The organism is Azospirillum ramasamyi, assembly GCF_003233655.1.
In the GTDB taxonomy this organism is placed as follows: Bacteria; Pseudomonadota; Alphaproteobacteria; order Azospirillales; family Azospirillaceae; genus Azospirillum; species Azospirillum ramasamyi.
In genome coordinates this window covers 556525-583023 of the sequence record NZ_CP029832.1, presented here as the reverse complement: position 1 = coordinate 583023, position 26499 = coordinate 556525, and the positions used below count along the sequence as shown (strand labels likewise).

The window sequence follows — 26499 nt, the reverse complement described above, 5'->3', positions numbered from 1 at the left end:
ACACACTTTGCCGGAAGGGGCAAGCGCCGCTTGAACCGGCTCAGCTAGCGATGCGGCCCATGTAGATCCGCGCCAGCCCTTCCTTCATGGCGGCCACGGCGTCGGCCACGCTGATGCCGATGTGGTCCGACATGCAGGATACCGCCCGGCCGCGGTCGCGCGCCTTCAGCGCCTCGGCGATGGCCAGATGCTCGTCGAAGGTGGTGGTGCGGCGCTGCGGATTCTCGATCTCGATGCGGCGGACGAAGCGGATCCGCGCATTGATGCTCTCCAGCATGCGGACGAGCTCGGGGTTGCCGCCCATCGCGGCGATGCGGATGTGGAATTCCTCGTCGCGGCTGGTCAGTTCCTCGGCGTCCATCGCGGCGCGGTTTGCCCGCACGCCGTTCCAGAAATCCATCAGTTCGGCGATGCGGACATCGCTGGCGCGTTCGGCCGCGAGTTCCACACTGAGCCTCTCCAACGCCGCGCGCACCTCGAACAGGCTGATGATCTGCTCGGCGTCGAAGGGGCGGCAGTAGAAACCTTTGTTCGGCACCAGCGTGATCAGTCCTTCGATCACCAGGCGGTTCAGTGCTTCGCGCACGGGCGTCCGGCTGACGCCCAGAGTGGCGGCAAGCTCCACCTCGTTGATCCGCTGTTCCGGCCGGAATTCGAAATTCACCGCCATGCGCTGGATCGCCGCGTAGACGCGGTTCACGCTGTCGGCGGCCCGCGGCGCGGGTGCCGGCTTGCTGGTCTTCTTGCGCGGGGTTCCCGCCATGATCGTCCTATGTGTTTCCTGAACGCCGGTGGAACAACAACCGGAAAACGATACCGGTTTCCGACGGCGAAGTCCCGGCGACACACCCTGGCGGTGCATCGCGCGGGACCATAGCACCGGCGGAATATGCAGGCCAGTATACACAGCTGCGACCAAAGCGTTTGCAGGCGGCAATCAATGCACCGGGCCGGCCCCCAGATAGAGGTGCCCGACCGTCTCGTCCTCCAGGATCTCCTGGGCCGTGCCCTCCCGATGCACCCGCCCCATCACAAGCACATAGGCGCGGTCGGAGACCTCCAGCGATTCCGCCGCGTTCTGCTCGACCATCAGGACCGAGACGCCTTCACGGTCGCGGATGCGGCGGATATGGGCGAAAAGCTCGTCCATCATCAGCGGAGACAGGCCGGCCGACGGCTCGTCGAGCAGCAGGTGGCGCGGCCCCGGCATCAGCGCGCGGGCGAGCGCCAGCATCTGCCGCTCGCCGCCCGACAGGCTGTCGGCCCGCGCCCCGGCCTTGCGGCCGAGGTTGGGATAATGCTCCAGCAGTTGCTCCAGCCGGGCCTTGCGGGCGGCGGGCTCGACGAACTGGCCGCCCAGCTCCAGATTCTCCCGGATGGTGAGCGGGCCGAAGATGTTGTCGAGTTGCGGCACATAGGCGACGCCGCAGTCGCGGATGCGCCTGTGGACCGGGATTCCGGCGAGATCACGGCCGTCGGCGACGACGCGGCCGGCACGCGGGCGGAGCTGGCCGACCACCGTCTTCAGCAGCGTCGACTTACCCGACCCGTTGGGGCCGAGGATGGTGACGATCTCCCCCGGCTCCACCGTGACGGACAGGCCGTTCAGGATGTCGGCATCCGGCACATAGCCGGCGCGCACCTCATGCACCGAAAGCGTCATGCTCTGGCTCCGCTTGATTTGACGCCGGCCGCTCCCCCGGCGACGACCCGCAGGGGGACGCCGGGGCGGCGGCGGCCGAGATAGGCCTCGACCACCTGCTGGTTGCCGCTCAGCTCGTCGGGCCGGCAGTTGGCGATCACCGCCCCCTTGTCCAGCGCGAGGCAGCGGTCGCACAGGTCGCCGATGAAGCCCATGTCGTGCTCGACGATGACCAGCGCGGTGCCGCCCTCGCGGATACGCCGCAGATGGTCGGCCATGCGCCGGCGCAGCGACGGGTTGACGCCCGCCGTCGGCTCGTCGAGCAGCAGCACCGCCGGGTCGTCCATCAGCGCCGCCGCCAGTCCGAGCAGCTTCTGCTGCCCGCCGGACAGGCCGCCGGCCGGATGGTTGGCGAGGCCGGCGAGATCGACCTCGGCCAGAAGCCCCATCGCCTTGTCGAGGAAGGCCGCCTCCTCGCGCCGCACCGCCCCCGGCATCAGCAGCGACCGCCAGGGCGAGGCGCCGGACGGCAGGCGCCCACCGGCCAGCATCACCTCCAGCACCGACATCCGGGCCGGCAGCCTGGGAAGCTGGAAGGTGCGGCGCAGGCCGAGCCGGCTCGGCTGCCAGGCGCGGCGCGCGCTGACGGCGGTGCCGTCGAAGCGGATCTCGCCGCTGGTGGGGGCGAGGAATCCGCTCAGCAGATTGAGCAGCGTCGTCTTGCCCGAGCCGTTGGGGCCGACCAGACCGACGATCTCGCGCGCGCCGATCTCCAGGCTGACATGGTTGACCGCGGTCAGCCCGCCGAAGCTGCGGGTGACGTCATGTGCGCTGAGCATGGAGCCTCCGCAGCCGTTCGGGGACCAGCCCCTGGGGTTTCAGCATCAGGGCGGCCAGCACGATCGAGCCGATGGCGAAGACGCGCAGGCTGCCGGTCAGGTCGGACGGAAGGGCGACGAGATCCTTCAGGAACGGGATGCCGGCATAGAGCGAGGTGACCAGCAGGGCGCCGACCACCGCCCCGGCGACGTTGCCGAGCCCGCCGAGCACGACCATCGTCCAGATCAGGAAGGTCTCGAAGGGCAGCAGCTGGTCCGGCCCGATGAAGGCGACATAGAGGGTGTAGAGCCCGCCGGCCATTCCGGCCATCGCCCCGCCGATCGCCAGCACCTTGACCTTGCAGGCGACGATGTCGTGGCCGAGCGCGGTGGCGAGGTCGGGGTTCTCCCGCATCAGCCGCAGCACGCGGCCGAACTGGGTCTGGCCGAGCCGCCGCGCCGTCAGCGCCGTGGCGAGCAGCAGCGCTGCCGCCAGGGCCAGGGTGGCGAAGGCCCGCGTCGTGCCGTCGAGCCCGGGGAACAGGCCGGCGATGCCGCCGATGCCCTGCGGCCCGCCGGTCAGCCAGTCCTCGTTGAGGGCGACCAGCCGCACCAGCTCGGCCACCGCCAGCGTCGCCAGCGCCCAGTATTCGGCGGCGAGGTCGCGGCCGAGCCGGCCGATGGCGAAGCCGCCGAGCGCCGCCGCGGACATGCCGACGAGCAGGGCGGCCGGCCAGGGCAACCCGGCTCGGGTCAGGATGGCGACCGCATAGGCGCCGATGCCGAACAGCGCGATCTGGCCGAAATTCAGCAGGCCGCTGGTGCCGGCCTGGAGGTTGAGGCTGACCGCGGCGATCCCGAAGATCGCCGACATGATCAGCACATGCAGGCAGAACTCAAGCACGGCGGCCTCCCCGGCTCAGCAGCCCTTCCGGGCGGTACACGAGGGTGACGACGATGAGCGCGAAGCCGATGCCCGTCAGGTAGCCGAGCGGCAGATAGCGCGGCCCCTCGCCGGCCAGCAGGCCGAAATCGATGCGCATCACCAGCGTCTCGGCCAGCGCGATGGCGAAGGCGCCCATCACGGCGCCCGGCAGGCTGCCGAGCCCGCCGACGATGGCGGCGGCGAAGACCGGCAGCAGCAGCATCTGCCCCATGCCGATGTCGAGCTGGGTAACCAGCGCCAGCAGGATGCCGCCGATGCCGGCCAGCATGCCGCCGAGGAAGACGGTGACCAGCGTGACGCGCCTGGCGTCGATGCCGGACGCGGTGGCGAGCGCCGGGTTGGCGGCGATGGCGCGGATCGAACGCCCGAGCGGGGTCAGCCGCAGCATGGCGAAGAAGCCGATCAGGCAGACGGCGGTGATGGCGATCGCCGCGATCTGAAGATCCGACAGGATTGCGCCCCACAGGTCGTGCGGCGGGGTCAGCCGTGTGTCGAACTGCTGCGGCCGGGTGCCGAAGACGGCCTGGAGACCGGCGCGCAGCATCATGGCAATGGCGAGCGAGCCGATCAACGCGCTGGCCGGGCCGACGGCGGCGAGCCGGTCGAAGGCAAAGCGGTGCAGCAGCATCGCCGTCAGCCCGGCGGCGAGCGCCCCGGCGATGGCGGCGCCGACCAGCCCGCCCGCGGGGAACAGGGCGGCCACGGCCAGCGCCACCGCCGCGCCGAGCGGCGCCATCTCGACATGGGCGACATTGGGGAAGCGGCTGACTCCGTAGGACAGGCTGAGGCCGAGCGCGATCAGGGCGAGGTCGCTCGTCCGGATCAGGGTGTCGATCAGTATCTGGATCACGGGCGTGTCTCCGGTCGGCCGGATCGGGGTTCCCGGCCGGCCGGGAACCCCTGTTTGCGGAAGGTCCGGGCTGGAGCGGCGGCGCCTACCTAGCCGCCGTCTTCAGCTCGCCGCTCTTGTAGGAGACGACGATGTAGGGCTGGGTCTTGCGCTGCCCGTCGGCGTCGAAGGCGATCGGCCCGGTCGCCCCGGCATAGTCGCCGAGCGCGGCCATCGCGTCGCGGATCTTCGCCGGATCGGTGCTGCCGGCCTTGTTGATCGCGGCGGCGGCCATCATCACGGCGTCGTAGGTGTAGCCGCTGAAGGTGGTGGCGAACTCCTTGCCGAATTTCTTCTGGTAGGCGTCGCGATACCACGCGCCGTCGGGACCGACATAGTTGACCTCCATGCCCATCTGGCCCTCGACCGTTTCCGGCCGGGAGTCGGCGGTACACATCGACAGGTAGATGCCGAACCACGGCGTCTTCGACAGGCCAAGCTCGAAGGCCTCGCGGTTGATCGTCGCCGACTCCTGGCCGTAGCCGGAATAGATGATGACGTCGGGCTTGGCCGCGGCGATACGCTGCAACTCGCGCCGGTAGTTCGACTGCCCCTCGGTGTAGAGCAGGTTGGCGACCACCTGGCCGCCCAGCGCCTCGAACGCCGCCTTCGTTTCGCTGTAGACGCCCTGGCCATAGGCGTTGTTGGGGGCGAGGAAGACCGCCTTGCGGTGGCCCATGCCGTAGACCGCCTCGGCGGTGAACTTGCCGGCGACGTCGTCCAGCCCGATGGTGCTGAAGGACCGGTCGCCGATGGTCTTGATCACCGGCGAGGAGGATCCGGGGTTGATGTGGACGATCCCCTCGCGCTGGAGATACTGGCCGACCGGGATGGTGTTGCCCGACGAGTATTCGCCGATCACCACCGGGGTCTTGGACACCGATACCAGCTTGCGCGCCGCGTCGATGGCGCTCTGCGCCCGGCCGCCGGAATCCTCGACCACGACCGCCAGTTTGCGGCCCAGCACGCCGCCGTCGGCGTTGACCTTCTCCACCGCCAGCTCGATGCCGCGGCGCTGGTCCTCGCCGATGGTGGCGCTGGCACCGCTCAGCGGCAGGACGGCGCCCAGAGTCACCGTGTCCTGCGCCCGCGCGGCACCGCCGCCCAGGAGCGCCAGCGCCACCGCACCCAGCAGCGCACCATTCGCGGAACGCCGGGTCAAGCCGCAGCCCAAACCCCGCGATACGCCATTCATCCTCGCCATCGCACATCTCCCTGCCGGTGAATGTTAGACTGGATTACTGTGTGTATACACTTGAGCGTATCTCCCGTCCTAAAGCCTCGTCAATGGATTTGTTCGGCAAGCCAACATTTGTGCAGTTGCACACAATTCGGGCCCGATCATTGGGCAGTGCAGCACGATGAAAAAAGCTGTGGACTGTTCTGTATACAGATGCGTATCGTTCTGCTCACGAGCGTTGCCGACCCCGGCCCGCCGGCATTTCGGGAGACAATCCATGAGCATCCAACGTATCGAGGTCGGCCCGCGCATGAGCCAGGCCGTCGTCTGTGGCGGTCTGGTCTACACGGCGGGCGTGGTGGCGCTGCGTGCGCCGGGCGCCGGCGTCGCCGAGCAGACCACCGACATCCTCGGCCGGATCGACGAGCTGCTCGCCGCCGCCGGCACCGACAAGACCAAGCTGCTGACCGCCACCATCTGGCTCGCCGACATCGCCGGCTTCGCCGAGATGAACGGGGTGTGGGACGCCTGGGTGGCGCCCGGCAACACGCCGGTGCGCGCCTGCGTCGAATCCAAGCTCGCCGCCCCGCAATTCACCGTCGAAATCCAGGTGACCGCGTCGCTGTGATCCGATCGCTGTGACCGCCCTGGCCGGGCGCGCGCGCATCCCAGGGAGGCGTTCATGCCAGAGAGGCTTTCATGAAGGTCATCGTGATGGGCAGCGGGGTCGTCGGGGTGACGACGGCCTACTGCCTCCTCAAGGACGGGCACGAGGTCACCGTCGTCGAACGGCATGACGGGGCCGCAGACGAGACCAGCTTCGCCAATGCGGGGCTGGTGGCGCCCGGCCACGCCTATACATGGGCGTCGCCAAAGGCCCCGAAAATCCTGTTGAAATCGCTGTGGCGCAACGATCAGGCGCTGCGCTTCCGGCTGCGGCTGGATCCGGCGCTGTGGTCCTGGTCGCTGAAGTTCCTCGACAACTGCCGGGCGGAGCGGGTGGCGGTCAACACCGCCCGCAAGGTTCGGCTCTGCCTCTATTCGCAGGACATGCTGCATGAGGTGGTCGAGGACACCGGGGTCGCCTTCGACGGGGCCAAGGGCGGACTGCTCTATCTCTACCGCAACCCCGCGGCCTTCGAGGCCGGGGTCGCCAAGATGAAGATCCTGACCGACAACGGCCTGCCGCTGGAGGTGGTGGACCGCGACCGCGCCGCCGCCATCGACCCTGCCCTGCAGCCGACCAAGGACCGCATCGTCGGCGGCATCTATGCGCCGTCCGACGAGAGCGGCGACGCCCGGCTGTTCACCCGCAACCTCGCGGACTGGTGCGCGGAGCGCGGCGTGCGTTTCCTCTACGGCACGACGATCCGCGGCGTCGAGACCGCCGCCGGCGAGGTGACCGGGCTGCTCACCGACAAGGGCAGGCTGACCGCCGACGCCTATGTGCTGGCGCTCGGCTGCCAGAGCGCGGCGCTGGCGAAGCCGCTCGGCCTGTCGCTGCCGATCTACCCGATCAAGGGCTATTCCGTCACCGTGCCGGTGGCCGGGCGCAACAACGCGCCGCGCATCGGCGGGGTGGACGAGGAGAACCTCGTCGCCTACGCGCCGATGGGCGACCGTCTGCGCATCACCGCGACCGCGGATTTCGCCGGCTACGACAAGCGCCACAGCCCGGCCGATTTCCAGACCATGCTGGGGGCGGCGCGCGACCTTTTCCCCGACGCGGCCGATTACAGCCGGCCCAGCTATTGGGCGGGGCTGCGGCCGATGACGCCCGAAGGGACGCCGATCTTCGGGCGCGGGCGCCAGCGCAACCTGTTTCTCAACACCGGGCACGGCCACATGGGCTGGACCATGTCCTGCGGATCGGCCCGCATCACCGCCGACCTGATCGCCGGCCGGACTCCGGCCATTCCGCTCGACGGCATGCAGGCCGTCCACTGACAGCCGCGCGGGTGCCGCCGCGTCCATGGCCGCACCCCCGCGCCAATGGGAGACCTCCCGAGATGGATACCAACATCACCGTCGACGACGGGGGCGCCGTTTCGACGGACGCCGCCCCACCCGCCACACTGGTCCTGCCCTTCGCGACCGACGGCGGCCTCGCCGCCCGCGCCGCCATCGGGCTGCTGGTGCTCGCCACCGACCAGACCATCGAGCATGAGTGGCGCTTCCTGCTCGGCCAGCCGGGGGTCGCCGTCTACAATGCACGTCTGTGGAACGACAAGGAGATCGTGCCGGAAACGCTGGCCCGCATGGAGCAGGACATTGCACCGACGACCCGCCTGATCCTGCCCGAGTTGGCGCTGGACGTGGTGGCCTTCGGCTGCACCTCGGGCAGCATGGTGATCGGCCCGGAGCGTGTGCGTGAGCGAATTCGCGAGGCGCGGCCGGGCATCGCCACCACGACCCCGGTCGAGGCGGTGGATGCCGCCCTCGCCGCCCTCGGCGCGCGGCGCATCGGGCTCGTGGCGCCCTATCAGCGGCGCGTCGGCGAAGCGATGCGGGATTATTTCGTGAAGGCCGGCTATCGGGTGCCGGTGCTGGCGATCTTCGACGAGCCCGACGACACGGTCGCGGCGCGCATCGCTCCGGCCTCCATCGCCGCGGCGGTCGAGCAGGCCGCCGCTCACCCGGAGGTGGACGCCGTCTTCGTCTCCTGCACCAGCCTGCGCGTTGCCGAGGCGGTGGAGACGCTGGAGGCGCGTACCGGCAAGCCGGTCACCTCGAGCAACCATGCGCTTGCCTGGCACAGCCTGCGCCTTGCCGGGGTCACGGATCCGCTGGACGGCCGCGGCCGGCTTTTCCGCACACCGCTGTAGCGCGGCCGCGTCGATGCCGATTTCCACGGGTTGAGGAGTCCACCGGCAGATTATGCGGCGGATGGCGGCGGGCAGTTGGTAAAGATGGAGGCCCGCCTCCTCCGCCAGCAAGGTACCGTGACCGACCCCGCCGACAGCCTCGACCGACGCTCAAGCCGTCCCGCCATCCGCGCCATGGCCTTCGACCTCGACGGCACGCTGGTGGACAGCGCCGCCGATCTGATGCACGCATCCAACGCCCTGCTCGCCGAGTTGGGGCGCCCGCCGGTCGATCTGCCGGCGGCACGGTCCTTCGTCGGCGACAACGAGCATGGCGTGGCCGCCACCCGCGCGGGTTCTGACAGCACTCCACCGCCACTCCCGGGTGCCAATGGAGAGCCTGCCGCATGACGGCATTCCCGACAGGTTCGCCGATCTGGCGAGACGGCGGTCAAGCTGACCGCGACGATCTTCCGCCACCATGGCAAGGTGGTGATTCTCAATCTTGAGATGCATCGCCCATCGCTTCGGTGCGAATTCCTGCAATCGAATCGGTCAAGCTCCGTAATTACCGGGGCTTTCCCATCGTCGAACCATGCTTTAGCATCGCGGCGCAACCGTCCTGCCCGTTACCAATAAGAAGATATGCTTTCAGATCTCGCCGTAACGCTGCTGCTGCTTGCCGCGGCGGTCGTGATGTTCGCCTTCAACAAGCCGCGCATGGACGCGGTGGCGCTGATCATGATCGTTGTCCTGCCCTTCACCGGCATCATCTCCATGAACGAGGCGCTGGCGGGGTTCAGCGATCCCAACATCATCCTGATCGCCGCCCTGTTCGTGATCGGCGAGGGGCTGGTGCGAACCGGCGTGGCGCAGCGGCTCGGCGACTGGCTGTGCTCCCGCGCGGGACGCAACGAGACACGGCTGCTGTGCCTGCTGATGCTGCTCGTCGCGGCTGTCGGATCGGTGATGAGTTCGACGGGCGTCGTCGCGATCTTCATCCCGGTGGTCCTGCGCATCGCGCAGAGCGCCTCCATCGCGCCCGGCCGCCTGATGATGCCGTTGAGCGTCGCGGCGCTGTTCAGCGGCATGATGACGCTGGTCGGCACGGCGCCCAATCTGGTGGTGAACAGCGAACTGGTCCGCCATGGGTTCGAGGGCTTCCAGTTCTTCAGCATCACGCCCTTCGGCGTTCCGCTGCTGATCGTCGGCATCGCCTATATGGTCTTCGCCCGCCGCTGGCTGGTGACGTCCGTCCAGGAACGCAAGTCGGACCAACGGCGGCCCCGGCTGGCCGACTGGATCGAAGAATACGGGCTGGCGGAACGGGAAACCCGGCTGCGCGTCACGCCGCATTCTCCGCTGGTCGCCAAGACTCTGGAGGAACTGAATCTCCGCGGCACCTCGGGCGTGAACATCGTCGCCATCGAGCGGCACAGCCGGATGGGTACCCATATCATGCGTCCGACCGCGCTGACCGCGCTGCATGTCGGCGACGTGCTGTATCTCGATCTGGCCTCGCCATCGGTTGACATCACGTCGGTGGTCAAGCGCTTCCAACTGGAACGGTTGCCGCTGACGGGAATGTACTTCTCCGACCATTCGCAGGAAATCGGCATGGCCGAGGTCATGCTGCCGCCGACCTCGACGCTGATCGGCAAGACGGTGGTCGGCTCCCGCTTCCGCACCGAATACGAACTGAACGTCGTCGGCCTGCGGCGCGGCACCACCGCGCACAAGGAAAGCCTGCTGGACGAGAAGTTGAAGCTCGGCGACACGCTGCTGCTGATCGGCCCTTGGAAGGCGATCCGCAGGCTTCAGGCAGACCCGAAGACGATGATCGTCCTCAGCCTGCCGGAGGAGTTGGACGAGGTGATCCCCGCCGCTCCCCGCGCTCCGCACGCGGTCTTCTCCATTCTCGTCGTCGTCGCGCTGATGGTGTCGGGAGTCGTTCCCAACGTGCAGGCCGCGCTGATCGGCTGTCTGTTGCTGGGGTTGCTGCGCTGCGTCGATTTCAACAGCGCCTATCGTTCCATCCACTGGCAGAGCCTGGTGCTGATCGTCGGCATGCTGCCCTTCTCCATCGCGCTGCAGCGGACGGGCGGCGTGGATCTGGCGGCCAGCGCCCTGCTCGGCGTGGTCGGGGACGCGAGCTCCCACGCCATCCTGGCCGGGCTGTTCACCGTGACCGCGCTGTTCGGTCTGTTCATTTCCAACACGGCCACGGCGGTGCTGATGGCCCCGGTCGCTCTGGCGGTCGCCAAGGAACTGGGCGCGTCGCCCTACCCCTTCGCCATGATCGTCGCGCTTGCCGCTTCCACGGCCTTCATGACGCCGGTGTCGTCGCCGGTGAACACGCTGGTTCTGGGGCCCGGCAATTACAGTTTCGTCGATTTCCTGCGGGTCGGCGTGCCGTTGGCCATCCTCGTGATGGCGGTCAGCGTGATCCTGGTGCCCTTGCTGCTGCCACTGTGATCGCGCCCGCTACGGCCGGCGTTCCTAATGATGCTGTCAAGTTGGCGATCGGTTGATCGCGTTACAAACTTGAACAGCCCGGCCGTAAGCTGGTTCAGCCGCTCTGAGCGATGCCGGTCGCCTCGCGCCACCTGATGAAGGCACAAGTGCGGGCAGCGCGGTACTTGGAGGTGGAGGTCCGGTGGTGACGCAGTTGGAAGTGGTTGTGGCCGGGGCTGTGGGTGGACAGGACCCGCAGGGCGTGCCGGACCGGTTTGAAGCTCTTCATATGCTGCTCGCGTCGTCGGGGCGACTGGTGAAAAACTTCACAAGCACTGTTCAGATATTGGCTTTGTCAATGCGCGCGTCCGAGACCCAAATCCTTCTTCGCCGCTGCGTATGACTGCAGCTTGTCGTTCACGGGGACGCGCGGCGCGTAGCGCAGGCCTTTCAGCGGTTTTCGGAAGAATCGCTTGGCTGCCTTCTTGTTGCGCCAGCTTTGGGCCAAGATGTCGAGACTAACGTCGTTCTGGTCGATCGCGCGCCACAGGCATTGGTGCTTAACACCTCATTCAACAACCACCTGTCACCCAGCCGGGGCCGACGGCGCTTAAGAGCCGGTTTCCAGAACTCTCATCCGATGATCCCCCTGGGGAAACCCGCTGATCTGCGGTCGGTTTCCTGTGCCTTTGGCACAGAGAGGCGGGCATCTGACCGGGCCGAACCCGACCGACCGCGGCAAACCCGGCACCAAGTATCACGTGGTCGTCTCGACTGACGGCTTGCCGCTGACGGTCATGCCATCTGCCGCGAATGTCCATGACACCATGCTCTGACGTGATGTGGTGGGCGGCCCTTCCACCTTCTGGGATCGGTGGCAAGCTGATGCCGTCGAAGAAACCAACTCTGAGGGGCCGTCCACCACATCACTTCAGACGGTCCTGGTACTTCGGCACCGATCAGGGCATTGTCAACCTCGCACGACCGGCTCCGTTGCGTGTCTTCGGAATATGGTGGCGGTGGTTCGCGTTGGCCCTATGCGACAAGCGGTTTCGGCGTCAGAGAAAAACGCCAATACGAGCCTCATATCGAGATGATTGTCCGGCAATCGAATTATGCATGGCCGCCCACCGGCATTTTTCGCTTGCAAGATATCGGGCCACACCCCACTTTCTGCTAGTCGAGGTTGCTCTGGGCTTTGTTATTCCGATCCCGTCCAAGGATTTGAGTCTCTTCCCGAAGTGAGATTGATGCCCTGCGCAATGTTGTGCGGGCAACGCCAGGAAGGGAACTGACCCATGGCCATCGGAACCGTAAAGTTTTTCAATTCGACCAAGGGCTTCGGCTTTATCCAGCCGGAAGACGGCACGGCTGACGTGTTCGTCCACATCTCCGCCGTCGAGCGCGCGGGGATCAACAACCTCGGAGAGGGCCAGAAGCTGTCCTTCGACGCGGTTCGTGACCCTCGCCGTGGCAAAGTTGCCGCCGAGAACCTGCGCGCCATCTGAGTGCAGCAGGTCCGGGAAAGAAGGGTGGCTCCGGCCGCCCTTTTTTTTGTACCGAGATCCGGAAACGAAGCTGCCGGTCCCCATGGCCGGTGCAGCAACGTCGCCCTAGGCGACCGTGACCGATATTAGATTTGCCTGACGGCCTACCCTGGGGGCGGCCGGATTCACGAAATGGGAAAACATGAACGGCTTTAAAAACGCAGGGCTTTCCGAGCGTCTGAGCACGGCTGCGGGCGCAAAAAAGGCCCTGCTCGAGAAGTTCAAAACGCAATCGAATGTGAACGATCTGGCCTTCGCAGAGCGGGAAGAAGCCCGGCGAGCCGTGCGCATCGCCCGTGAGGCTCGCGAGGCCGAGCGCAACGCAACGCGTGACGCCAGCAGGGCTGCCGAGCAGGTGGCCCTGCAAGCGGAACAAGCCGAGTTGGCCTCCCGCGAGGCGCTGAAGACCCAGGAAATCGCCGAGCAAGCTGCGCGTCAAATGGCCATGGCAGCGGAGGCGAAAGCCGCACGCGATGCCCGCTATGCAGCCCGCAAGGCCAGGAAACGCTGACGGTCCGCAGTGTCGAGAAGGCGGTGTCCAAGCGGCACCGTCAAAGCCGTCCGGACGAGACGCCGAGCGCCTCCGAACCGGATGACGGGAGTTAAAAAACAGACGATGAGAAAAGCCGGAAAAATCGGAGCCCAAGTCGTCACCGCCTATAAAATGCCTGCACATGGCTGACAAGCGTCGAATTTCGATCCTGATCGTCGAATAATCTTGATATTATAGCCTCATGTTCTACTATAGGGTTATTGATCGCTGGAGGCTTAACCGTCTCTTGAGAGAGACGCGGTAGGTTTCTTGGCGCGACAGACCTGTCGCGCTCCTCAGCAAGTCGCAACTCCCTCTTTCGACCTCCTCCTGGCGAGATCGCCGGCGCTTGACCGTTCCCCAACCGGGGGCGTGGTCCGCTTTGCGCCGTCATGCGTGTGGAAGGTTCCGCTCCTTGTCCGAAGACTTCGTTTCCGAACAGACGTTTGCTGATCTCGGCATTCATTCCAAAATCGCCCAGGCTCTGGGTGAGCATGGCTATACCACCCCGACGCCCGTTCAGGCGGCGGCCATCCCGCCGGCGTTGACCGGCCGCGACATCCTCGCCACCGCCGAAACTGGAACTGGCAAGACTGCGGCTTTCATGCTGCCGGCCCTGACCCGCGTTGCCGAACTGCCCCCTCCCGCCGTCGCCGCGCCGCGCATCCTCGTGCTTGCCCCGACGCGTGAACTGGCAAGCCAGGTCACCCAGGCTGCGCGCAAATACGCCAAGCCGCTGCGCATGAACATCATCGACGTGGTCGGCGGCATGCCGTATGGCGAGCAGCTTCGCATGCTATCGCGCCCGGTGCATGTCGTGGTGGCAACACCCGGCCGCCTGATCGACCACATCGAACGGCAGCGCATCGACCTCAGCTCCGTCGAGGTGCTGATCCTCGACGAGGCGGACCGCATGCTGGACATGGGCTTCCTCGATGACGTCGAGCGGATCGCCGACGCCTGCAAGGCCGGCCGCCAGACGCTGCTGTTCACGGCGACGTTGGACCGTCGCATGAGCCAGCTCGCCGGCAAGCTGCTGCGCAACCCGGAGCGCGTCGCTGTCCAGAGCCAAGCGACCGCGATTAACGTGGAACAGCGCCTGCACCATACCGACGACATGGAGCACAAGCGCCGGCTGCTGATGCACTTCGCCGGCCAAGGCGAGGTCGGCAAGGCGATCATCTTCGCCGCGACCAAGCGCGACGCCGACGCACTGGCGGAGGAACTGAGCGCTGCCGGCCATGCCGCCGCCGCCCTGCACGGCGACATGGATCAGTCCAAGCGCAACCGTACCCTTCAGCGGCTGCGCACCGGCCAAGTCCGTCTGCTGGTGGCAACCGACGTTGCCGCCCGCGGTATCGACGTGCGCGACATCACACACGTCATCAATTTCGACCTCCCGCGCTCGGCCGAGGATTATGTCCACCGCATCGGCCGCACCGGCCGGGCCGGTGCTTCGGGCATCGCTGTATCCTTCGCCTCCCGCGCCGATCGCGAGACGCTGTCCCGCATCGAACGCTTCACCGGTGCGACGCTGGCGATCCATACGATCTCCGGCATGGAGCCACAACGTTCCTTCTCCGGCGGCACGGGACGGCCTGCGGGCCGCCCCCCAGCCAATCGCGGCGGAGCAAGGCCGTGGCAGCGCGACGGCGGTCAGGGCAGACCACAGGCCCGTGCCGGACGCTGGTAACACACGTTCTGGCAAGACAAGCAGATCAGGCGCGGCCCTTCGGGACCGCGCCTTTTTCTTGGGGAACCGAAACGGGCATCGGGCGCCCATCTGCGGAAATTGCAGGGCAACGGCTTGAAGATCCTGCCCCATGAGGCGGTGTAGCTGAGGGGAAGCCTGATCTTGTCCCGGTTTGGGCTCTTGCGCACTCAAGAGGGCCGGCGTGGAGAGCCGAATGGCACGCTGGAAGGGCCTCCTCGGCGAGGGGCTGCGCTTCCATTCCGATCAGGCGCAGGCCACGGAGGCCGCCATTGGCATCCTGGTCCTCAACCGCATGCTCGACCTCGGACGCCCAAACTCCGTCCGCGTCACATGATCACCTTCAGGGCTCGGGCAATCTCTCGCCCCATCAGGCTCCCTGCAACACGCCGGCGCCGCCCCTCATTTCCCATGGTAACTGCCTGAGTTCTGGGCGGACTGCATGGAATGCAGGTGCATGCGCGAATTCTGGGCACTCTGATGTCCCGGTGCTTCAATGCTCCCATGGCCTGAAGGCGGGAACTGCCGCGTTCCGCAGCTTGTTCGATTTGGCCCGTATTTTGCTGTGCGGCGTGAAGTCCTCCGATCCAGCCACCGAACAGGCCAAGAATCGGGATTGACAGGGGGCGCCGACCCTCGCTAACGTCAGTGCAATAATTAATTGGGCGGATAATAAATTCGCCTTGCCGCATGGAATACGGTGCATAGGCACCCTGAATGGGGGCAACCCCCGCGCGCGTGCCCGGCAGGACCGACACCCGCGCAGGGGTGGGATCAAGACCAATTCCACACATCCTCAAGGGACAGGAGGGTTAGAGATGTACCGCTACGTTCTGGGATGCGTATTCGCCACGGGTGTCGCCGCGGTTGGTCCGGCAAACGCGCAAGACAGCATCAAGATCGGCCTTGTCGAGCCGCTGACCGGCTCCGTAGCCTATAATGGAAAATCAGTAATCGAGGGCGCCAGGTTGGCGGTCGAGCAGATCAACGCCAAGGGCGGCGTGCTCGGCAAGCCGGTCGAACTGGTGATCGAGGATGGCCAATGCGCCCCAGCAAACTCGGTCAACGCGGTCGAAAAGCTGGTGCAGAAGGACAAGGTGGCCGTTCTGGTCGGTGCTTTCTGCAGCTCCGCCACCGCGGCGATCATGCCGGTGGCGCAGAAATACAAGATCCCTCTGGTCACCGGCGTGTCCTCGAGCGCCGCCCTGACCGAGCAGAACAATTCCTGGTTCTTCCGCGCGGCCGAAACCGATGCGCTGATGGCCAAGGCCTTCGCCAAGATCCTCGCCAACGATCTGAAGCTGAAGTCGGTCGCCTATGTCGGCGTCAACGACGACTGGGGCCGCGGCGGGGTGGAGGAATTCTCCCGCGATTTGTCGGCACTGGGCGTGAAGACGGCCCTGACCGAGTATTTCGACCATGGCACCACCGATTACTTCACCCTGCTGACCAAGCTGCGCGCTGCCAAGCCCGACGGTATCTTCATCGCGGCCGAGACGCAGGACGGCTCAATCTTGGTCAAGCAGCTTCAGGAAATGGGTGTGCAGAGCAAGGTGTTCGGCGTCGGATCCTGGGCGACAGCCGACTTCATCAACCTGACCGGCGACGCGGCCGAAGGCATCTATGCCGCCGTTCCCTACGTTTCCAGCGTCGACACCCCGCGCAACCAGGAATTCGTGAAGGCCTATGAGGCCAAGTACAAGATTAAGCCCGGCAAGTACGGGGCGGCCGGCTACAACGCGTTGAACATCACCGCCCAGGCCATCGCCCAGGCCGGCAGCACTGATGCCGAGGCCATCCGCACGGCATTGGGCAAGACCGACTACAAAGCGCCGAACGGTGAATACCGCTTCACCGCCAAAGGCCAGGCCTATGGCTTCGACGCCGTGCTGGTGCGCATCGAAGGCGGCACGCCCAAGGTCGTCGCCACATCCCCCGTCGAAGCGCCGCAGTGAGGCGGCACGGCCCCACGCCACAGCGAGGCTGAGACTGCAATGGATCTGTTCCTGCAATTCCTGACCAACGGGCTGGTGGTCGGCGTCTTCTATGCGCTGTCTGCGCTGGGGTTGACGCTGATCTTCGGTCTGATGCGGGTGGTCAACTTCGCCCATGGCGAATTCTACATGATGGGCGGCGTGGTGGGGTGGTTCGTCACCACCTACCTCGGGCTTGATTTCTTCTCAGGTCTGGTGCTGGTGGCGCTGGCGATAGGCGGTTTCGGCTGGCTGGTGGACCGCGTCCTGATCGAGCGCGTCCGCGGCCAGGGCGAGGAGCCGGGCATCCTGCTGACCATCGGGCTGTCGATCTTCCTGGTCAACATCACCCTGCTCGCCATCGGCCCGGCGCCGCTGAAGGTCGCGCGCGCCATCACCGAAGGGCCGATCTTCCTCGGCCCCGTCACCATCACCAAGATGCGGCTGCTCGCGATGGTCATCGGCATCGCGCTGATCGTCGGGGCGTATGCAGTCATCCACCGTACCCGGCTGGGCAGCGCCATGCGCGCCACCTTCCAGGATCCGATGGCCGCCAGCCTCGCCGGCATCCGCACCAAGCAGGTCTATGCCGCGACCTTCGCACTGGGCTGCACCCTTTCGGCGCTGTCCGGCATGCTACTGGCCAGCATCTATTCGGCGCAGGCGTCGGTCGGGGGCTTGGTCAGCCTGAAGAGCTTCGTCGTGGTGATCCTGGGCGGAATGGGCAGCTTCCCCGGCGCCATCGCCGGCGGCCTGCTGCTGGGCGTCGCCGAGGCGCTGTGGGGCGGCTATGTCGCCACCGGCATGGTCGACATCATCGGCTTCCTGCTGGTCATCCTGATCCTGGTGCTGCGGCCGCAGGGTCTCTTCTCGATCCGGGCGGAGAGGGCCTGACATGACGCTGGAACGCAACATCCTCCTCGCCCTCGGGGTTTTGGCGGCGATGCTGCCCTTCGCGATCACCGATCAGTACATCTTACACCTAGCCATCATGGCGATCTTCTACGCCATCCTCGCCAACAGCCTGAATCTGGTGGTGGGCTATGTCGGTGAATTCTCGCTCGGCCACACCGCCTTCCTCGGCACCGGCGCCTACACCGCGGCGTTGCTGTCGGTGAATGCCGGCTGGCCGATGTGGGCGGCGGTGCCGGCGGCGGGCGTGGTGGCCGCGCTGTTCGGGCTTGCCATCGGCGCCATCACGCTACGTCTGCAGGGCCCCTATTTCGTCATCGTCACCTTGTCCTTCGCCGAGGTGCTGCGCATCGTCGCCAACAACTGGATCGCCGTGACCAACGGCCCGATGGGATTGGCCGGCGTCGGCCAGGGCGGGATCGCCAACAAGAGCGCCTTCCTCGCCATCGTGCTGGGACTGGCGGCGCTGACCTTCTACCTGTCCTACCGCTTCGTCTATTCCAACGCCGGCCGCGCCGCCGTGGCGGTGCGGGAAAACCGCTACGTCGCACAGTCCATCGGCGTGAACCCCTTCGGCACTGCCATGCAGGCTTTCGTGCTGGGCGCCTTCATGGCGGGATTGGCCGGCGGCTTCTATGCCTTCTACATCTCCTTCGTCGGGCCGGAAGTGTTCCGCTTCGCCTTCATGGCGACGATCATCATCATGGTGCTGATGGGCGGCAAGGGCACGCTCCTGGGTCCAGTGGTGGGGGCGGTCATCGTCACCCTGCTGGAGGAATATCTGCGCGAACTGCAGGAACTGCGCCTGTCGCTGTTCGGGCTGATCGTGATGGCGATCGTGCTGTTCCTGCCCAACGGCCTGATGGGCTTCATCGCCCGGCGCCGTGAACAGCGCGGCGACGTCCCGTCCCTCTCCCCCGCCATCGAGGAGCGCACCGTATGACCGCCCTCCACAACACCGAGCCGCTCCTGCGGGCCGAGAACCTGACGATGCGCTTCGGCGGCATCACCGCGGTGAAGCAAGTGGGGTTCGCGGTCGGTCCCGGCGAGATCGTCGGACTGATCGGCCCCAATGGCGCCGGCAAGACCACCTGCTTCAACATGCTGACCGGCTTCTACACACCCACCGAAGGGCGGGTCTTCTTCAATGGCACCGACATCACCAGCCACAAGCCCCACGCCATCGCGCGGCTTGGCCTGATCCGCAGCTTTCAGAAGACCAACGTGATGAAACGGCTGACGGTTTTCGAGAATGTGCTGACCGGACATTACATGGAAAGCCGCCAGTCGCTGCTCGCCACCTTCTTCCCCGGCGAGAAGGTCCGCCGCGCCGAATGCGAGGCGCGGGCAAGTGCCGCCGCCATCGTCGAGACCATGGGCCTGTCCCGCCGCATGAACGCGCCTGCGCATCTCCTGTCCTGCGGCGAGCTTCGCCTGCTGGAGGTCGCCGTGGCGCTGGCCGCCAAGCCGACCCTGCTGATGCTGGACGAACCCGCCGCCGGGCTGAACAGCCACGAGGCCATGCAGTTCGGCGAGACGCTGAAGACCCTGGTCGGCAAGGCGGTGCGGTCGCTGCTGATCGTCGAACACAACATGGAACTGGTCATGGGCGTGTGCGACCGCATCGTCGTGCTGAACTTCGGCCAGATGCTGGCGGAAGGCGAACCGCGCGCGATCCTGGACAACCCGAAGGTCGCCGAGGCCTATCTCGGCAAGGCGGCGGCATGAGCACGATAACGATGGACGCCCCGGACACAGCCCTGGGCATGGTCGAGCCGGTGCTGCGGGTGCGGGATCTGCATGTCTCCTACGGCAGCACCGCGGCGCTGCACGGCATCTCGCTCGACGTCCATGCCGGCGAGACGGTGGCGCTGATCGGGGCCAACGGCGCCGGCAAGAGCACCACGTTGCGCGCCATCTCCGGCCTGCTGAAAACACGGTCGGGAAGCATCGCCTGGAACGGCACATCGATCGCCAACCGCCCACCGGAGGAGATCGTCGCCGCCGGCATCGCCCATTGCCCGGAGGAACGCCACGTCTGGCCCGGCATGACGGTGGAGGAGAACATTGCGCTCGGCGCCTATCTCTGCCGCTCGAAGGACGAGGTGCGCACCCGCATGGGCATGGCCTTCCACCGCTTCCCGCGCCTGCGCGAGCGGGCCCGGCAGTTGGCGGGCACACTCAGCGGCGGCGAGCAGCAGATGCTGGCCATCGCCCGCGCGCTGATGTCGGAACCGCGCCTGCTGATGCTGGACGAGCCGAGCCTGGGCCTCAGCCCGCGCATGGCCGAGGAGGTATTCGAGGTGGTGCGCGCCATCAACGCCCATGGCGTCACGGTGTTGCTGGTCGAACAGAACATCCACAACGCGCTGGCCGTCGCCAGTCGCGCCTATGTGGTGAAGACCGGCCGCATTGCCGCCGCCCGCCCGACCGCCGACCTGCGCGGCGACCCGGAACTGCTGAAGGCCTATCTGGGCGGATGAGCCGCGGGCGCGGCTTTTCCCTCCCCGACCCTTCCCCACTCTCGGCCAGGCGAAGGCCGGTCCGATCACGGGAGAGGGAAATCCGCCGCTTCGAACCCTGCCCCCCTCTCCCGCGGAGCAAGGGTCGGTCGGGGAAGGCAAGCCCGTCACCAAACCGCTGGCGCCGTGCGCAAACGCTAATTAAACAGCCGACCGATTAATTATTGGCAACTCCCTGGAGGGATAGAGTGAGAAGCAAACCGCGTATCGGAATCGTCGGCGGCGGCATCGGCGGCGTGGCGCTGGCCGGCTGCCTGCTGCAACGGGGCTTCGAGGTGCGACTGTTCGAGCGCGCCGGCGGCTTCGGCGAGATCGGCGCCGGCATCCAGATGACGCCGAACGCCGTCAAGGTCATCAAGACCCTGGGCCTGCTGGACAGGATGCTGGAGGCTGGCTTCCTGCCGCAGGCGCTGGTCGGGCGCAACTGGCGCACGGCGCGGGAGAATTTCCGCACGCCGCTGATCGACTGCCCGACGCTGTACGACGCGCCCTTCATCCACATCCATCGCGCCGACCTGCATGCCATCCTGGCCTCGGTGGTGCCGGAGTCCATCGCGACCTTCGGCATCGGCTGCACCGGCGTCCGGCAGGAGCCGAACGGCGCCGTCGCCACCTTCGACGACGGCAGCGAGTTCGAGGCCGACCTGATCGTCGGCGCCGACGGCGTGCGCTCCGCCGTGCGCGCCGCCCTGTTCGGTCCGGAGGCACCGCGCTTCACCGGCCACATGTGCTACCGCGCCGTGGTGCCGGTCGGCGGCCCGGTGGATTTCGTGGCGCCGGAGGCGTCCTTCTGGTTCGGCCCGAAGAGCCATGTCGTCACTTACTATGTCCGCGGCGGCAAGGCGGTGAACATCGTCGCGGTCGCCGAGACCAGCGAGTGGGTGGAGGAAAGCTGGAACGCTCCAAGCAGCCGCAGCGAATTGCTGAACGCCTTCCAGGGCTGGCACCGCAATGTGGAGACGCTCTTCCAGCGGGTGGACACAGTCTACAAATGGGGCCTGTTCGACCGCGATCCGATGACGGGCTGGTCGAAGGGTCGGGTGACGCTGATGGGCGACGCCGCACATCCGATGCTGCCCTTCCTGTCGCAGGGTGCCGCCATGGCGATCGAGGACGCCTATGTGCTGGCCGCCTCGCTGGACGGCCACGGCCGCGACGTGCCCGCCGCCCTGCGCGACTATGAGCGCGAGCGGCTGCCCCGCACCAGCCGGGTCCAGTTGGAGGCGCGGGAGCGTGGGCGGACCTACCACCTGCCCTCCCCCTTCGCCCAGGCCAAGCGCGACTTCGTCTATTGGCTGCGCGGCCTGATCAACCCGCAGGCCACCGGCATCCAGGCCAACTGGGTCTACGAATACGACGCCCGCAGATTCCGCCCCGGCGTCGCCGCCGCTTCCGAACTCGCCGCCTGAGGAACGCCCCCGCAATGACCACCCGCACCTATCGCATCGGCCAGATCGTCCCCAGCTCCAACACGACGATGGAGACGGAGATCCCGGCGATGCTGACCGCCCACGCGCTGGCGCACGGCACCCGCTTCACCTTCCATTCCAGCCGCATGCGCATGAAGACGGTCGCGAAGGAGGAATTGGCGGCGATGGACGGCGAGTCCGACCGTTGCGCGCTGGAACTCACCGACGCCCGCGTCGACGTGCTGGGCTATGCCTGCCTCGTCGCGATCATGAGCATGGGCCGCGGCTATCACCGCGTCTCGCAAGAGCGGCTCCAGGGCCGCACGGCGGAGAACGGGGCACCTGCTCCGGTCATCACCAGCGCCGGCGCCCTGGTCGACGCGCTCCCCGTCATCGGCGCAAAGCGCATCGCCCTGGTCGCTCCCTACATGAAGCCGCTGACCAGTCTGGTCATCGACTACATCGAGCATGAAGGGGTGGAGGTCGCCGACTGGCGGGCGCTGGAGATCCCCGACAACATCGCCGTCGGCCGTCACGACCCAGAACGCCTGCCGGAGATCGTCGCCAGGATGGAGACCGGCAACGTCGACGCCATCGTGCTGTCGGCCTGCGTGCAGATGCCATCGCTGCCGGTGATCGCGAAGGTGGAGGCGATGACCGGCAAGCCGGTGATCACCGCCGCCGTCGCCACCACTTACGCCATGCTGAAAGCGCTGGACCTGAGGACGGTGGTGCCCGGTGCCGGTGCGCTGCTATCCGGCGCCTATTGAGGAGGGGACGCCATGAGCAGCACCTTTCAATACGGCGCCAACATCCGCGCCAACGGCATCCGCCAGCATTACCTGCGCTATGGCGGCGCCGGCCGTCCGGTGGTGATCGTGCCGGGCATCACCAGCCCGGCGCCGACGTGGGGCTTCGTCGCCGAACGCTTCGGCCGCAACTTCGACACCTATGTGCTGGACGTCCGCGGCCGCGGCCTGTCGGAAGCCTCGGACAGGCTCGATTATGGGCTGGATGCCATGGCCGCCGACGTGGCCGCCTTCGCGGCGGAGCTGGGGTTGGCGGGCTATGCGCTGGTCGGCCATTCCATGGGTGCCCGCATCGGCTTGCGCACAGTCAGCCGTCATGGAGCCGAGCCCGGCTGCCTCGTCATGGTCGATCCGCCGGTGTCGGGGCCGGGCCGCCGCCCCTACCCGGCGCAGCTTCCCTGGTATGTCGATTCCATCCGCCTGATGGCGCGGGGCGCCGATCTGGAAGCCATGCGCCCCTTCTGCCCGACCTGGAGCGACGAGCAGCTGCGCCTGCGCGCCGAATGGCTGCACACCTGCGACGAGCGGGCCATCGTCACCGCCTATGAGGGCTTCCGGACCGACGACATCCACGCGGACTTCCCGCGTGTCCGTTGCCCGGCCCTGCTGATCGCGGCCGGCCGCGGGGACGTGATCCTGCCGGATGAGGAGGCGGAGATCCGCGACCTCAACCCCGCGATGGGAGTGGTTCGGGTGGAGAACGCCGGACACATGATCCCCTGGGACGATGAGGAAGGCTTCTACCGCGCGTTCGGCGATTTCCTCGGCAAGCCGGTCTGAACCCCACAAACGAAAGGACTCCCGCGATGCCCGTCAGCGATGCCGACATGGTCCGCGCCTGGACCCATGTCCTCACCCTGTCCAACCTGAAGCCCGGTGACACGGTCACCCTGCTGACCAGCGCCAACACCCACCCGCAGACCCTGCAGACCGCGCGGATCGCCGCCGGGATGATGGGGGCCGTGGTCAACCGGCTCGACCTGCCGCCGATGAACGCCGAGTTCGCGCACAGCCGTGACAGCCTGGCCTATCTCGGCACCACGCCGCTGACCGGGAACCGCGCCGCTATCGCGGCGCTGAAGGAAAGCGACATCGTTCTCGACCTGATGACACTGCTGTTCTCGCCTGAACAGGCGGAAATCCTGGAGAGCGGCACCCGCATCCTGCTGGCCGTCGAGCCGCCGGAGGTGCTGGTCCGCCTGCTGCCCAGTCTGGAGGACAAGGCCCGCGTCGGCGAGGCCGCCGCCCTGCTGACGGGTGCCAAGGAGATGACGGTCACCTCGGCCGCCGGCACCGAGCTGCGGCTGCCGCTGGGCGAATTCCCGGCGATCCAGGAATACGGATTCGTCGACGAGCCCGGCCGCTGGGACCATTGGCCGAGCGGCTTCGGCCTGACCTTCCCCAACGAGGGCAAGGCGGAGGGCCGTGTCGTGCTGGAGCGCGGCGACATCCTGCTGCCGATGAAGTCCTACGTTACCGACTGCATCGAGATGACGGTGGAGAAGGGCTATGTCACCTCGATCACCGGCGGCATGGATGCCGATCTTCTGAACGACTACATGGAGGTCTTCAACGATCCGGAGGCCTATGCCGTCTCCCATGTCGGCTGGGGTCTGCAGAAGCGGGCGCGCTGGTCGACGCTCGGCCTTTATGACCGGGAGGGCACCATCGGCATGGATGCCCGCGCCTTCGCCGGCAACTTCCTGTTCTCCATGGGACCGAACAACGAGGGCGGAGGGTCGCGCACCACCGCCTGCCATATCGACATCCCCATGCGCAACTGCACCGTCCGGCTGGATGGCCGCGAGGTGGTCCGTGAGGGCCGTCTTCTGGAAGAGGAGACGGTGGCATGACCGAGCCGACGCAAGCGGTCTACGAGCGTCAGGGCTTCGGCCAATCTCTGGGCATCCAGGGGCGGATCGGCCTGCTGATCGTCGATTTCGTCAACGGCTTCGCCGACCCGGCGGTATTCGGCGGGGGCAATATCCCCGCCGCCATCGCCCGCACGGTGACGGTGCTTGAGGAGGCCCGCAAGCGCGGCTGGCCGGTTGCCCACAGCAGGATCGTCTATGCCGACGATGGGGCGGACGCCACGGTCTTCTCGATCAAGGTGCCGGGCATGCTGACGCTGACGGAGGACGCCCCGGCCAGCGCCATCGTCCCGGAACTGACGCCCGCAGCGGGCGAGCTGGTGGTGCGCAAGACCAATCCGTCGGCCTTCTTCGGCACCGGCCTCGCCCCCTGGCTGACGCGGATGGGGGTGGAGACGCTGCTGGTCGCCGGCTGTACCACCTCGGGGTGCGTGCGGGCCAGTGTGGTGGACGCCATGGGCCACGGCTTCCGGCCGGTGGTGCTGTCCGATTGCGTCGGCGACCGGGCCATCGCTCCGCACGAGGCCAACCTGTTCGATATCGCCCAGAAATACGGCGATGTCGTACCCGCAGGGCGTGTGCTGACGCTGTGACGGGGTGAAACGAGTGGGTGCACCATTGACCAACGGTGATATACGTGTCCGCGTCAAGGACGATTCCTCCGCGGATGTCATGAAATCAGTGAGTTCACAGTCCAAGGCGGCCCCGGAACCGGAGGTGGCGTCCACGGAGACGGCGCCCCCGGGGACGGCTCCCAAGCGGGGACGCCCGGCCCAACGCCGCCGGGCCGGCCCTGGCCGGCCGGAAGGCGTCAGCAACGTGCGCGACGAGATCCTCGACGCGGCGGAGATCGAGTTCGCCAACCTCGGCTATGCCGGCACCAGCCTGCGCAACGTCGCCGAGGCTGCCCAAGTGACTCAGGCGCTGATCAACTACTACTTCGGCTCCAAATACGGCCTGTTCGAAGAGGTCTTCCTGCGCCGCGGCCGGCAGATCGCCGACGACCGCATGCAGCGGCTGGAGGAACTGCGCCGAAGCGGCAAGCCCCCGGCAGTGGCCGACATCGTCCGCGCCTTCTTGATGCCGGCCCTGTCAATGCGCTCCACCGCAGCCGGCCGCACCTTCATGCGGCTGCAGGCCCGGCTGCACACCGAACCGCCGGAGATCTCCTACAAGCTGCGCAACGAGGCCTACGAGACCTCCACCCGTCTGTTCGCAGAGGCCCTGCGCGACGCCCTGCCGCATCTGTCGGAAAAGGACGTCTACTGGCGGATGACGCTGATGATCGGCGCCTATCTCTACGCCTTCTCCGACACCCACCGGCTGGAGGAGATGGCGCCCGGCATCGTCAACCCCGATGACCCGGAGGAGATCCTGAAGGCGATCACCAGCTTCGTCACCGCCGGCATGCTGGCTCCGGCACCCTGAGGGGGCTGCGGCCCCCTCCGCGTCCCTTCACACGCAGAACTGATCTGCATCAAGGCGCCTCCCCCCGCCAGCGCAATATTAATCGATTGATTAATTGGAGGGTGCCGATCATGCCGATCTCCTTTCACACATCCGCCGCGCCTGCTCGCACCATTGCCTGCGGCAGCTGGTGCGCGGGGCTGCTGGCGCGCTGGCGCAGCAGGCGCCAGATGCAGGCGCTGGCGGCGCTGGAGCCGCTCGACCGCAGGGCGGTGCTGCAGGATGCCGGGCTGACCGAGGGGGACCTGCCGGCCCTTGCCCGTGGCGGCCATGTGCAAAGCCTGCTGCCGGCCGCACTCGCCCTGCACGGATTGGACGGCACCACGCTGGAGGCCGAGCAAGGTAATGTCATGCGAGACCTTGCGCGGGTGTGCATGCATTGCCGCAAGGCCCGCGCCTGCGCCCTGCTGCTGGCCGGCGGCAACCGCGAGGACCATGGCAGCATCTGCCCCAATGCACCGACCATGGACTCCCTGGATCAGCACTAGGGTGATCTTGCCCCGGTTGGGTGGACACGGATTCACTCAGATCTTAGCTCGGCCTGTTCGGGGGGGATGTCTCCGATGGTCGAGTAGCACCGAGCACATGAGCCGGGTCGGAAACTCGTCCCGGTGGTCCTCGATGAAGCGGAACCTCATCTCGGTGCTTCCGAGAAGATGCTGATGGCTTTTTCAAAATGTCGCGTTCCTGTCGGGCGCGCTCCAGTTCGCGGCGCGGCCGCGCGATCTCCGCCGTCTGCTCGTTCGGCTTGGCCGGCATGGCCGTGCCGGGTACGGCAGGGGCGCCAGACCGTGTGCGCGGCGGGTGGCCTTGGGCTACCCGCCGCCAGTTCCGCAGCACCGAGGCCTGGAGGCCCAACTCCCGCGCCACATGCTCCAGTGGCCGGCCGCTCGCTTCCAACAGGCCAACGGCCTCACGCTTGAACTCGTCCGTGAAGCATCGCCTCGTCTGCGTCATCGGACACCTTCCCGCTCCACCCGGAGCTTAGCTGTGGTGTCCACCGAACCGGGGCA

Annotated in this window: 30 protein-coding genes and 1 pseudogene; 22 read left to right on the top strand and 9 right to left on the bottom strand. The window is 66.9% G+C overall.

The features are described from left to right. Positions 1-40 precede the first annotated feature (40 nt). The 6 genes from DM194_RS21985 to DM194_RS21960 form a co-directional block, all read right to left on the bottom strand. Positions 41-763, bottom strand: a complete 723-nt coding sequence (locus DM194_RS21985; RefSeq protein WP_111069669.1) for a GntR family transcriptional regulator — start codon at positions 761-763, stop codon at positions 41-43. 174 nt (positions 764-937) lie between these two features. Then, positions 938-1663 carry an ABC transporter ATP-binding protein gene (locus DM194_RS21980; RefSeq protein ID WP_111069668.1) on the bottom strand — a complete coding sequence of 242 codons (726 nt, stop codon included), beginning with the start codon at positions 1661-1663 and terminating at the stop codon, positions 938-940. Further along, positions 1660-2481: an ABC transporter ATP-binding protein gene (locus tag DM194_RS21975; RefSeq protein WP_111069667.1), complete on the bottom strand. Its 822-nt coding sequence runs from the start codon at positions 2479-2481 to the stop codon at positions 1660-1662. The genes DM194_RS21980 and DM194_RS21975 overlap by 4 nt, the downstream gene beginning before the upstream one ends. Next, positions 2465-3364 (bottom strand): branched-chain amino acid ABC transporter permease, encoded by a 900-nt coding sequence (locus DM194_RS21970; RefSeq protein WP_111069666.1) that lies wholly within the window; start codon positions 3362-3364, stop codon positions 2465-2467. Before DM194_RS21970 ends, DM194_RS21975 begins: the two co-directional genes overlap by 17 nt. Next, entirely contained in the window at positions 3357-4256 is a 900-nt protein-coding gene (locus DM194_RS21965; protein ID WP_162630159.1) for a branched-chain amino acid ABC transporter permease, read from the bottom strand. The genes DM194_RS21970 and DM194_RS21965 overlap by 8 nt, the downstream gene beginning before the upstream one ends. 85 nt (positions 4257-4341) lie before the next feature. Next, the gene (locus DM194_RS21960; protein WP_246024508.1) at positions 4342-5457 is read right to left on the bottom strand and encodes an ABC transporter substrate-binding protein; all 1116 of its coding nucleotides are present in this window, start codon (positions 5455-5457) and stop codon (positions 4342-4344) included. A 295-nt stretch (positions 5458-5752) separates the two neighbouring features. On the opposite strand from DM194_RS21960, the gene DM194_RS21955 reads away from it, so the two are divergent. The 5 genes from DM194_RS21955 (at position 5753) to DM194_RS21935 (ending at position 10754) form a co-directional block, all read left to right on the top strand. Next, positions 5753-6103 (top strand): RidA family protein, encoded by a 351-nt coding sequence (locus DM194_RS21955; protein ID WP_111069663.1) that lies wholly within the window; start codon positions 5753-5755, stop codon positions 6101-6103. A gap of 71 nt (positions 6104-6174) precedes the next feature. After that, entirely contained in the window at positions 6175-7422 is a 1248-nt protein-coding gene (locus DM194_RS21950) for a D-amino acid dehydrogenase (protein WP_111069662.1), read from the top strand. Between the two features lie 62 nt (positions 7423-7484). Continuing rightward, positions 7485-8300, top strand: coding sequence for a maleate cis-trans isomerase family protein (locus DM194_RS21945; RefSeq protein ID WP_111069661.1), 816 nt, complete (start codon positions 7485-7487; stop codon positions 8298-8300). 117 nt (positions 8301-8417) lie between these two features. Further along, the gene (locus DM194_RS29200; protein ID WP_162630129.1) at positions 8418-8690 is read left to right on the top strand and encodes an HAD family hydrolase; all 273 of its coding nucleotides are present in this window, start codon (positions 8418-8420) and stop codon (positions 8688-8690) included. Between the two features lie 234 nt (positions 8691-8924). Then, complete coding sequence (locus tag DM194_RS21935) at positions 8925-10754, top strand: SLC13 family permease (protein ID WP_111069659.1); 1830 nt, start codon at positions 8925-8927, stop codon at positions 10752-10754. 94 nt (positions 10755-10848) lie between these two features. On the opposite strand, the gene DM194_RS28305 is transcribed toward DM194_RS21935, so the two are convergent. Both DM194_RS28305 and DM194_RS29195 read right to left on the bottom strand, forming a co-directional pair. Continuing rightward, on the bottom strand, positions 10849-11022 hold the full coding sequence (locus tag DM194_RS28305; protein WP_162630158.1) for a hypothetical protein: 174 nt from the start codon (positions 11020-11022) through the stop codon (positions 10849-10851). A 66-nt stretch (positions 11023-11088) separates the two neighbouring features. Continuing rightward, the gene (locus DM194_RS29195; protein WP_425457314.1) at positions 11089-11241 is read right to left on the bottom strand and encodes a hypothetical protein; all 153 of its coding nucleotides are present in this window, start codon (positions 11239-11241) and stop codon (positions 11089-11091) included. 184 nt (positions 11242-11425) lie between these two features. Between DM194_RS29195 and DM194_RS28795 the strand changes: the two are divergent. The 17 genes and pseudogenes from DM194_RS28795 to DM194_RS21855 form a co-directional block, all read left to right on the top strand. Beyond that, positions 11426-11566: pseudogene (locus tag DM194_RS28795) on the top strand (IS5/IS1182 family transposase); the annotation flags it as partial. A gap of 465 nt (positions 11567-12031) precedes the next feature. Next, positions 12032-12241, top strand: coding sequence for a cold-shock protein (locus tag DM194_RS21925; RefSeq protein WP_111069657.1), 210 nt, complete (start codon positions 12032-12034; stop codon positions 12239-12241). Between the two features lie 181 nt (positions 12242-12422). Next, positions 12423-12791 (top strand): DUF6481 family protein, encoded by a 369-nt coding sequence (locus DM194_RS21920; protein ID WP_111069656.1) that lies wholly within the window; start codon positions 12423-12425, stop codon positions 12789-12791. Positions 12792-13227: 436 nt separating this feature from the next. After that, a complete protein-coding gene (locus DM194_RS21915) occupies positions 13228-14505 on the top strand; it encodes a DEAD/DEAH box helicase (protein WP_111069655.1) in 1278 nt (425 codons plus the stop codon). Between the two features lie 214 nt (positions 14506-14719). Next, positions 14720-14860: a hypothetical protein gene (locus DM194_RS28300; RefSeq protein ID WP_162630157.1), complete on the top strand. Its 141-nt coding sequence runs from the start codon at positions 14720-14722 to the stop codon at positions 14858-14860. Between the two features lie 481 nt (positions 14861-15341). Then, the gene (locus DM194_RS21910; RefSeq protein WP_111069654.1) at positions 15342-16478 is read left to right on the top strand and encodes an ABC transporter substrate-binding protein; all 1137 of its coding nucleotides are present in this window, start codon (positions 15342-15344) and stop codon (positions 16476-16478) included. Positions 16479-16517: 39 nt separating this feature from the next. Further along, positions 16518-17390: a branched-chain amino acid ABC transporter permease gene (locus DM194_RS21905; protein ID WP_111069653.1), complete on the top strand. Its 873-nt coding sequence runs from the start codon at positions 16518-16520 to the stop codon at positions 17388-17390. Between the two features lies 1 nt (position 17391). After that, the gene (locus DM194_RS21900) at positions 17392-18351 is read left to right on the top strand and encodes a branched-chain amino acid ABC transporter permease (protein ID WP_111069652.1); all 960 of its coding nucleotides are present in this window, start codon (positions 17392-17394) and stop codon (positions 18349-18351) included. Continuing rightward, a complete protein-coding gene (locus DM194_RS21895) occupies positions 18348-19136 on the top strand; it encodes an ABC transporter ATP-binding protein (protein WP_111069651.1) in 789 nt (262 codons plus the stop codon). The genes DM194_RS21900 and DM194_RS21895 overlap by 4 nt, the downstream gene beginning before the upstream one ends. After that, entirely contained in the window at positions 19133-19891 is a 759-nt protein-coding gene (locus tag DM194_RS21890) for an ABC transporter ATP-binding protein (protein WP_111069650.1), read from the top strand. The genes DM194_RS21895 and DM194_RS21890 overlap by 4 nt, the downstream gene beginning before the upstream one ends. A 227-nt stretch (positions 19892-20118) precedes the next feature. Next, positions 20119-21339: an FAD-dependent monooxygenase gene (locus tag DM194_RS21885; protein ID WP_111069649.1), complete on the top strand. Its 1221-nt coding sequence runs from the start codon at positions 20119-20121 to the stop codon at positions 21337-21339. A 14-nt stretch (positions 21340-21353) separates the two neighbouring features. Next, positions 21354-22109 carry a maleate cis-trans isomerase family protein gene (locus DM194_RS21880; protein ID WP_111069648.1) on the top strand — a complete coding sequence of 252 codons (756 nt, stop codon included), beginning with the start codon at positions 21354-21356 and terminating at the stop codon, positions 22107-22109. A gap of 12 nt (positions 22110-22121) precedes the next feature. Further along, positions 22122-22928: an alpha/beta fold hydrolase gene (locus DM194_RS21875; protein ID WP_111069647.1), complete on the top strand. Its 807-nt coding sequence runs from the start codon at positions 22122-22124 to the stop codon at positions 22926-22928. A 26-nt stretch (positions 22929-22954) separates the two neighbouring features. After that, the gene (locus DM194_RS21870; protein WP_111069646.1) at positions 22955-24001 is read left to right on the top strand and encodes a 2,5-dihydroxypyridine 5,6-dioxygenase NicX family protein; all 1047 of its coding nucleotides are present in this window, start codon (positions 22955-22957) and stop codon (positions 23999-24001) included. Further along, positions 23998-24612 (top strand): isochorismatase family protein, encoded by a 615-nt coding sequence (locus tag DM194_RS21865; RefSeq protein ID WP_111069645.1) that lies wholly within the window; start codon positions 23998-24000, stop codon positions 24610-24612. Before DM194_RS21870 ends, DM194_RS21865 begins: the two co-directional genes overlap by 4 nt. A gap of 226 nt (positions 24613-24838) precedes the next feature. Further along, entirely contained in the window at positions 24839-25447 is a 609-nt protein-coding gene (locus DM194_RS21860; RefSeq protein WP_246024507.1) for a TetR/AcrR family transcriptional regulator, read from the top strand. Positions 25448-25557: 110 nt separating this feature from the next. Next, the gene (locus DM194_RS21855; RefSeq protein ID WP_111069644.1) at positions 25558-25974 is read left to right on the top strand and encodes a hypothetical protein; all 417 of its coding nucleotides are present in this window, start codon (positions 25558-25560) and stop codon (positions 25972-25974) included. A gap of 43 nt (positions 25975-26017) precedes the next feature. Here DM194_RS21855 and DM194_RS29190 read toward each other — a convergent pair whose 3' ends face one another. After that, positions 26018-26443 (bottom strand): transposase, encoded by a 426-nt coding sequence (locus tag DM194_RS29190; RefSeq protein ID WP_111069643.1) that lies wholly within the window; start codon positions 26441-26443, stop codon positions 26018-26020. Between the last annotated feature and the right edge of the window lie 56 nt (positions 26444-26499).

What these genes read in the sequence shown, in the direction of transcription:
- DM194_RS21985 (WP_111069669.1), bottom strand. Translation starts at nt 763, where the DNA reads ATGGCGGGAACCCCGCGCAAGAAGACCAGCAAGCCGGCACCCGCGCCG.
- DM194_RS21980 (WP_111069668.1), bottom strand. Translation starts at nt 1,663, where the DNA reads ATGACGCTTTCGGTGCATGAGGTGCGCGCCGGCTATGTGCCGGATGCC.
- DM194_RS21975 (WP_111069667.1), bottom strand. Translation starts at nt 2,481, where the DNA reads ATGCTCAGCGCACATGACGTCACCCGCAGCTTCGGCGGGCTGACCGCG.
- DM194_RS21955 (WP_111069663.1), top strand. Translation starts at nt 5,753, where the DNA reads ATGAGCATCCAACGTATCGAGGTCGGCCCGCGCATGAGCCAGGCCGTC.
- DM194_RS21950 (WP_111069662.1), top strand. Translation starts at nt 6,175, where the DNA reads ATGAAGGTCATCGTGATGGGCAGCGGGGTCGTCGGGGTGACGACGGCC.
- DM194_RS21945 (WP_111069661.1), top strand. Translation starts at nt 7,485, where the DNA reads ATGGATACCAACATCACCGTCGACGACGGGGGCGCCGTTTCGACGGAC.
- DM194_RS21935 (WP_111069659.1), top strand. Translation starts at nt 8,925, where the DNA reads ATGCTTTCAGATCTCGCCGTAACGCTGCTGCTGCTTGCCGCGGCGGTC.
- DM194_RS28305 (WP_162630158.1), bottom strand. Translation starts at nt 11,022, where the DNA reads ATGAAGAGCTTCAAACCGGTCCGGCACGCCCTGCGGGTCCTGTCCACC.
- DM194_RS21925 (WP_111069657.1), top strand. Translation starts at nt 12,032, where the DNA reads ATGGCCATCGGAACCGTAAAGTTTTTCAATTCGACCAAGGGCTTCGGC.
- DM194_RS21920 (WP_111069656.1), top strand. Translation starts at nt 12,423, where the DNA reads ATGAACGGCTTTAAAAACGCAGGGCTTTCCGAGCGTCTGAGCACGGCT.
- DM194_RS28300 (WP_162630157.1), top strand. Translation starts at nt 14,720, where the DNA reads ATGGCACGCTGGAAGGGCCTCCTCGGCGAGGGGCTGCGCTTCCATTCC.
- DM194_RS21910 (WP_111069654.1), top strand. Translation starts at nt 15,342, where the DNA reads ATGTACCGCTACGTTCTGGGATGCGTATTCGCCACGGGTGTCGCCGCG.
- DM194_RS21905 (WP_111069653.1), top strand. Translation starts at nt 16,518, where the DNA reads ATGGATCTGTTCCTGCAATTCCTGACCAACGGGCTGGTGGTCGGCGTC.
- DM194_RS21900 (WP_111069652.1), top strand. Translation starts at nt 17,392, where the DNA reads ATGACGCTGGAACGCAACATCCTCCTCGCCCTCGGGGTTTTGGCGGCG.
- DM194_RS21895 (WP_111069651.1), top strand. Translation starts at nt 18,348, where the DNA reads ATGACCGCCCTCCACAACACCGAGCCGCTCCTGCGGGCCGAGAACCTG.
- DM194_RS21890 (WP_111069650.1), top strand. Translation starts at nt 19,133, where the DNA reads ATGAGCACGATAACGATGGACGCCCCGGACACAGCCCTGGGCATGGTC.
- DM194_RS21880 (WP_111069648.1), top strand. Translation starts at nt 21,354, where the DNA reads ATGACCACCCGCACCTATCGCATCGGCCAGATCGTCCCCAGCTCCAAC.
- DM194_RS21875 (WP_111069647.1), top strand. Translation starts at nt 22,122, where the DNA reads ATGAGCAGCACCTTTCAATACGGCGCCAACATCCGCGCCAACGGCATC.
- DM194_RS21870 (WP_111069646.1), top strand. Translation starts at nt 22,955, where the DNA reads ATGCCCGTCAGCGATGCCGACATGGTCCGCGCCTGGACCCATGTCCTC.
- DM194_RS21865 (WP_111069645.1), top strand. Translation starts at nt 23,998, where the DNA reads ATGACCGAGCCGACGCAAGCGGTCTACGAGCGTCAGGGCTTCGGCCAA.
- DM194_RS21855 (WP_111069644.1), top strand. Translation starts at nt 25,558, where the DNA reads ATGCCGATCTCCTTTCACACATCCGCCGCGCCTGCTCGCACCATTGCC.
- DM194_RS29190 (WP_111069643.1), bottom strand. Translation starts at nt 26,443, where the DNA reads ATGACGCAGACGAGGCGATGCTTCACGGACGAGTTCAAGCGTGAGGCC.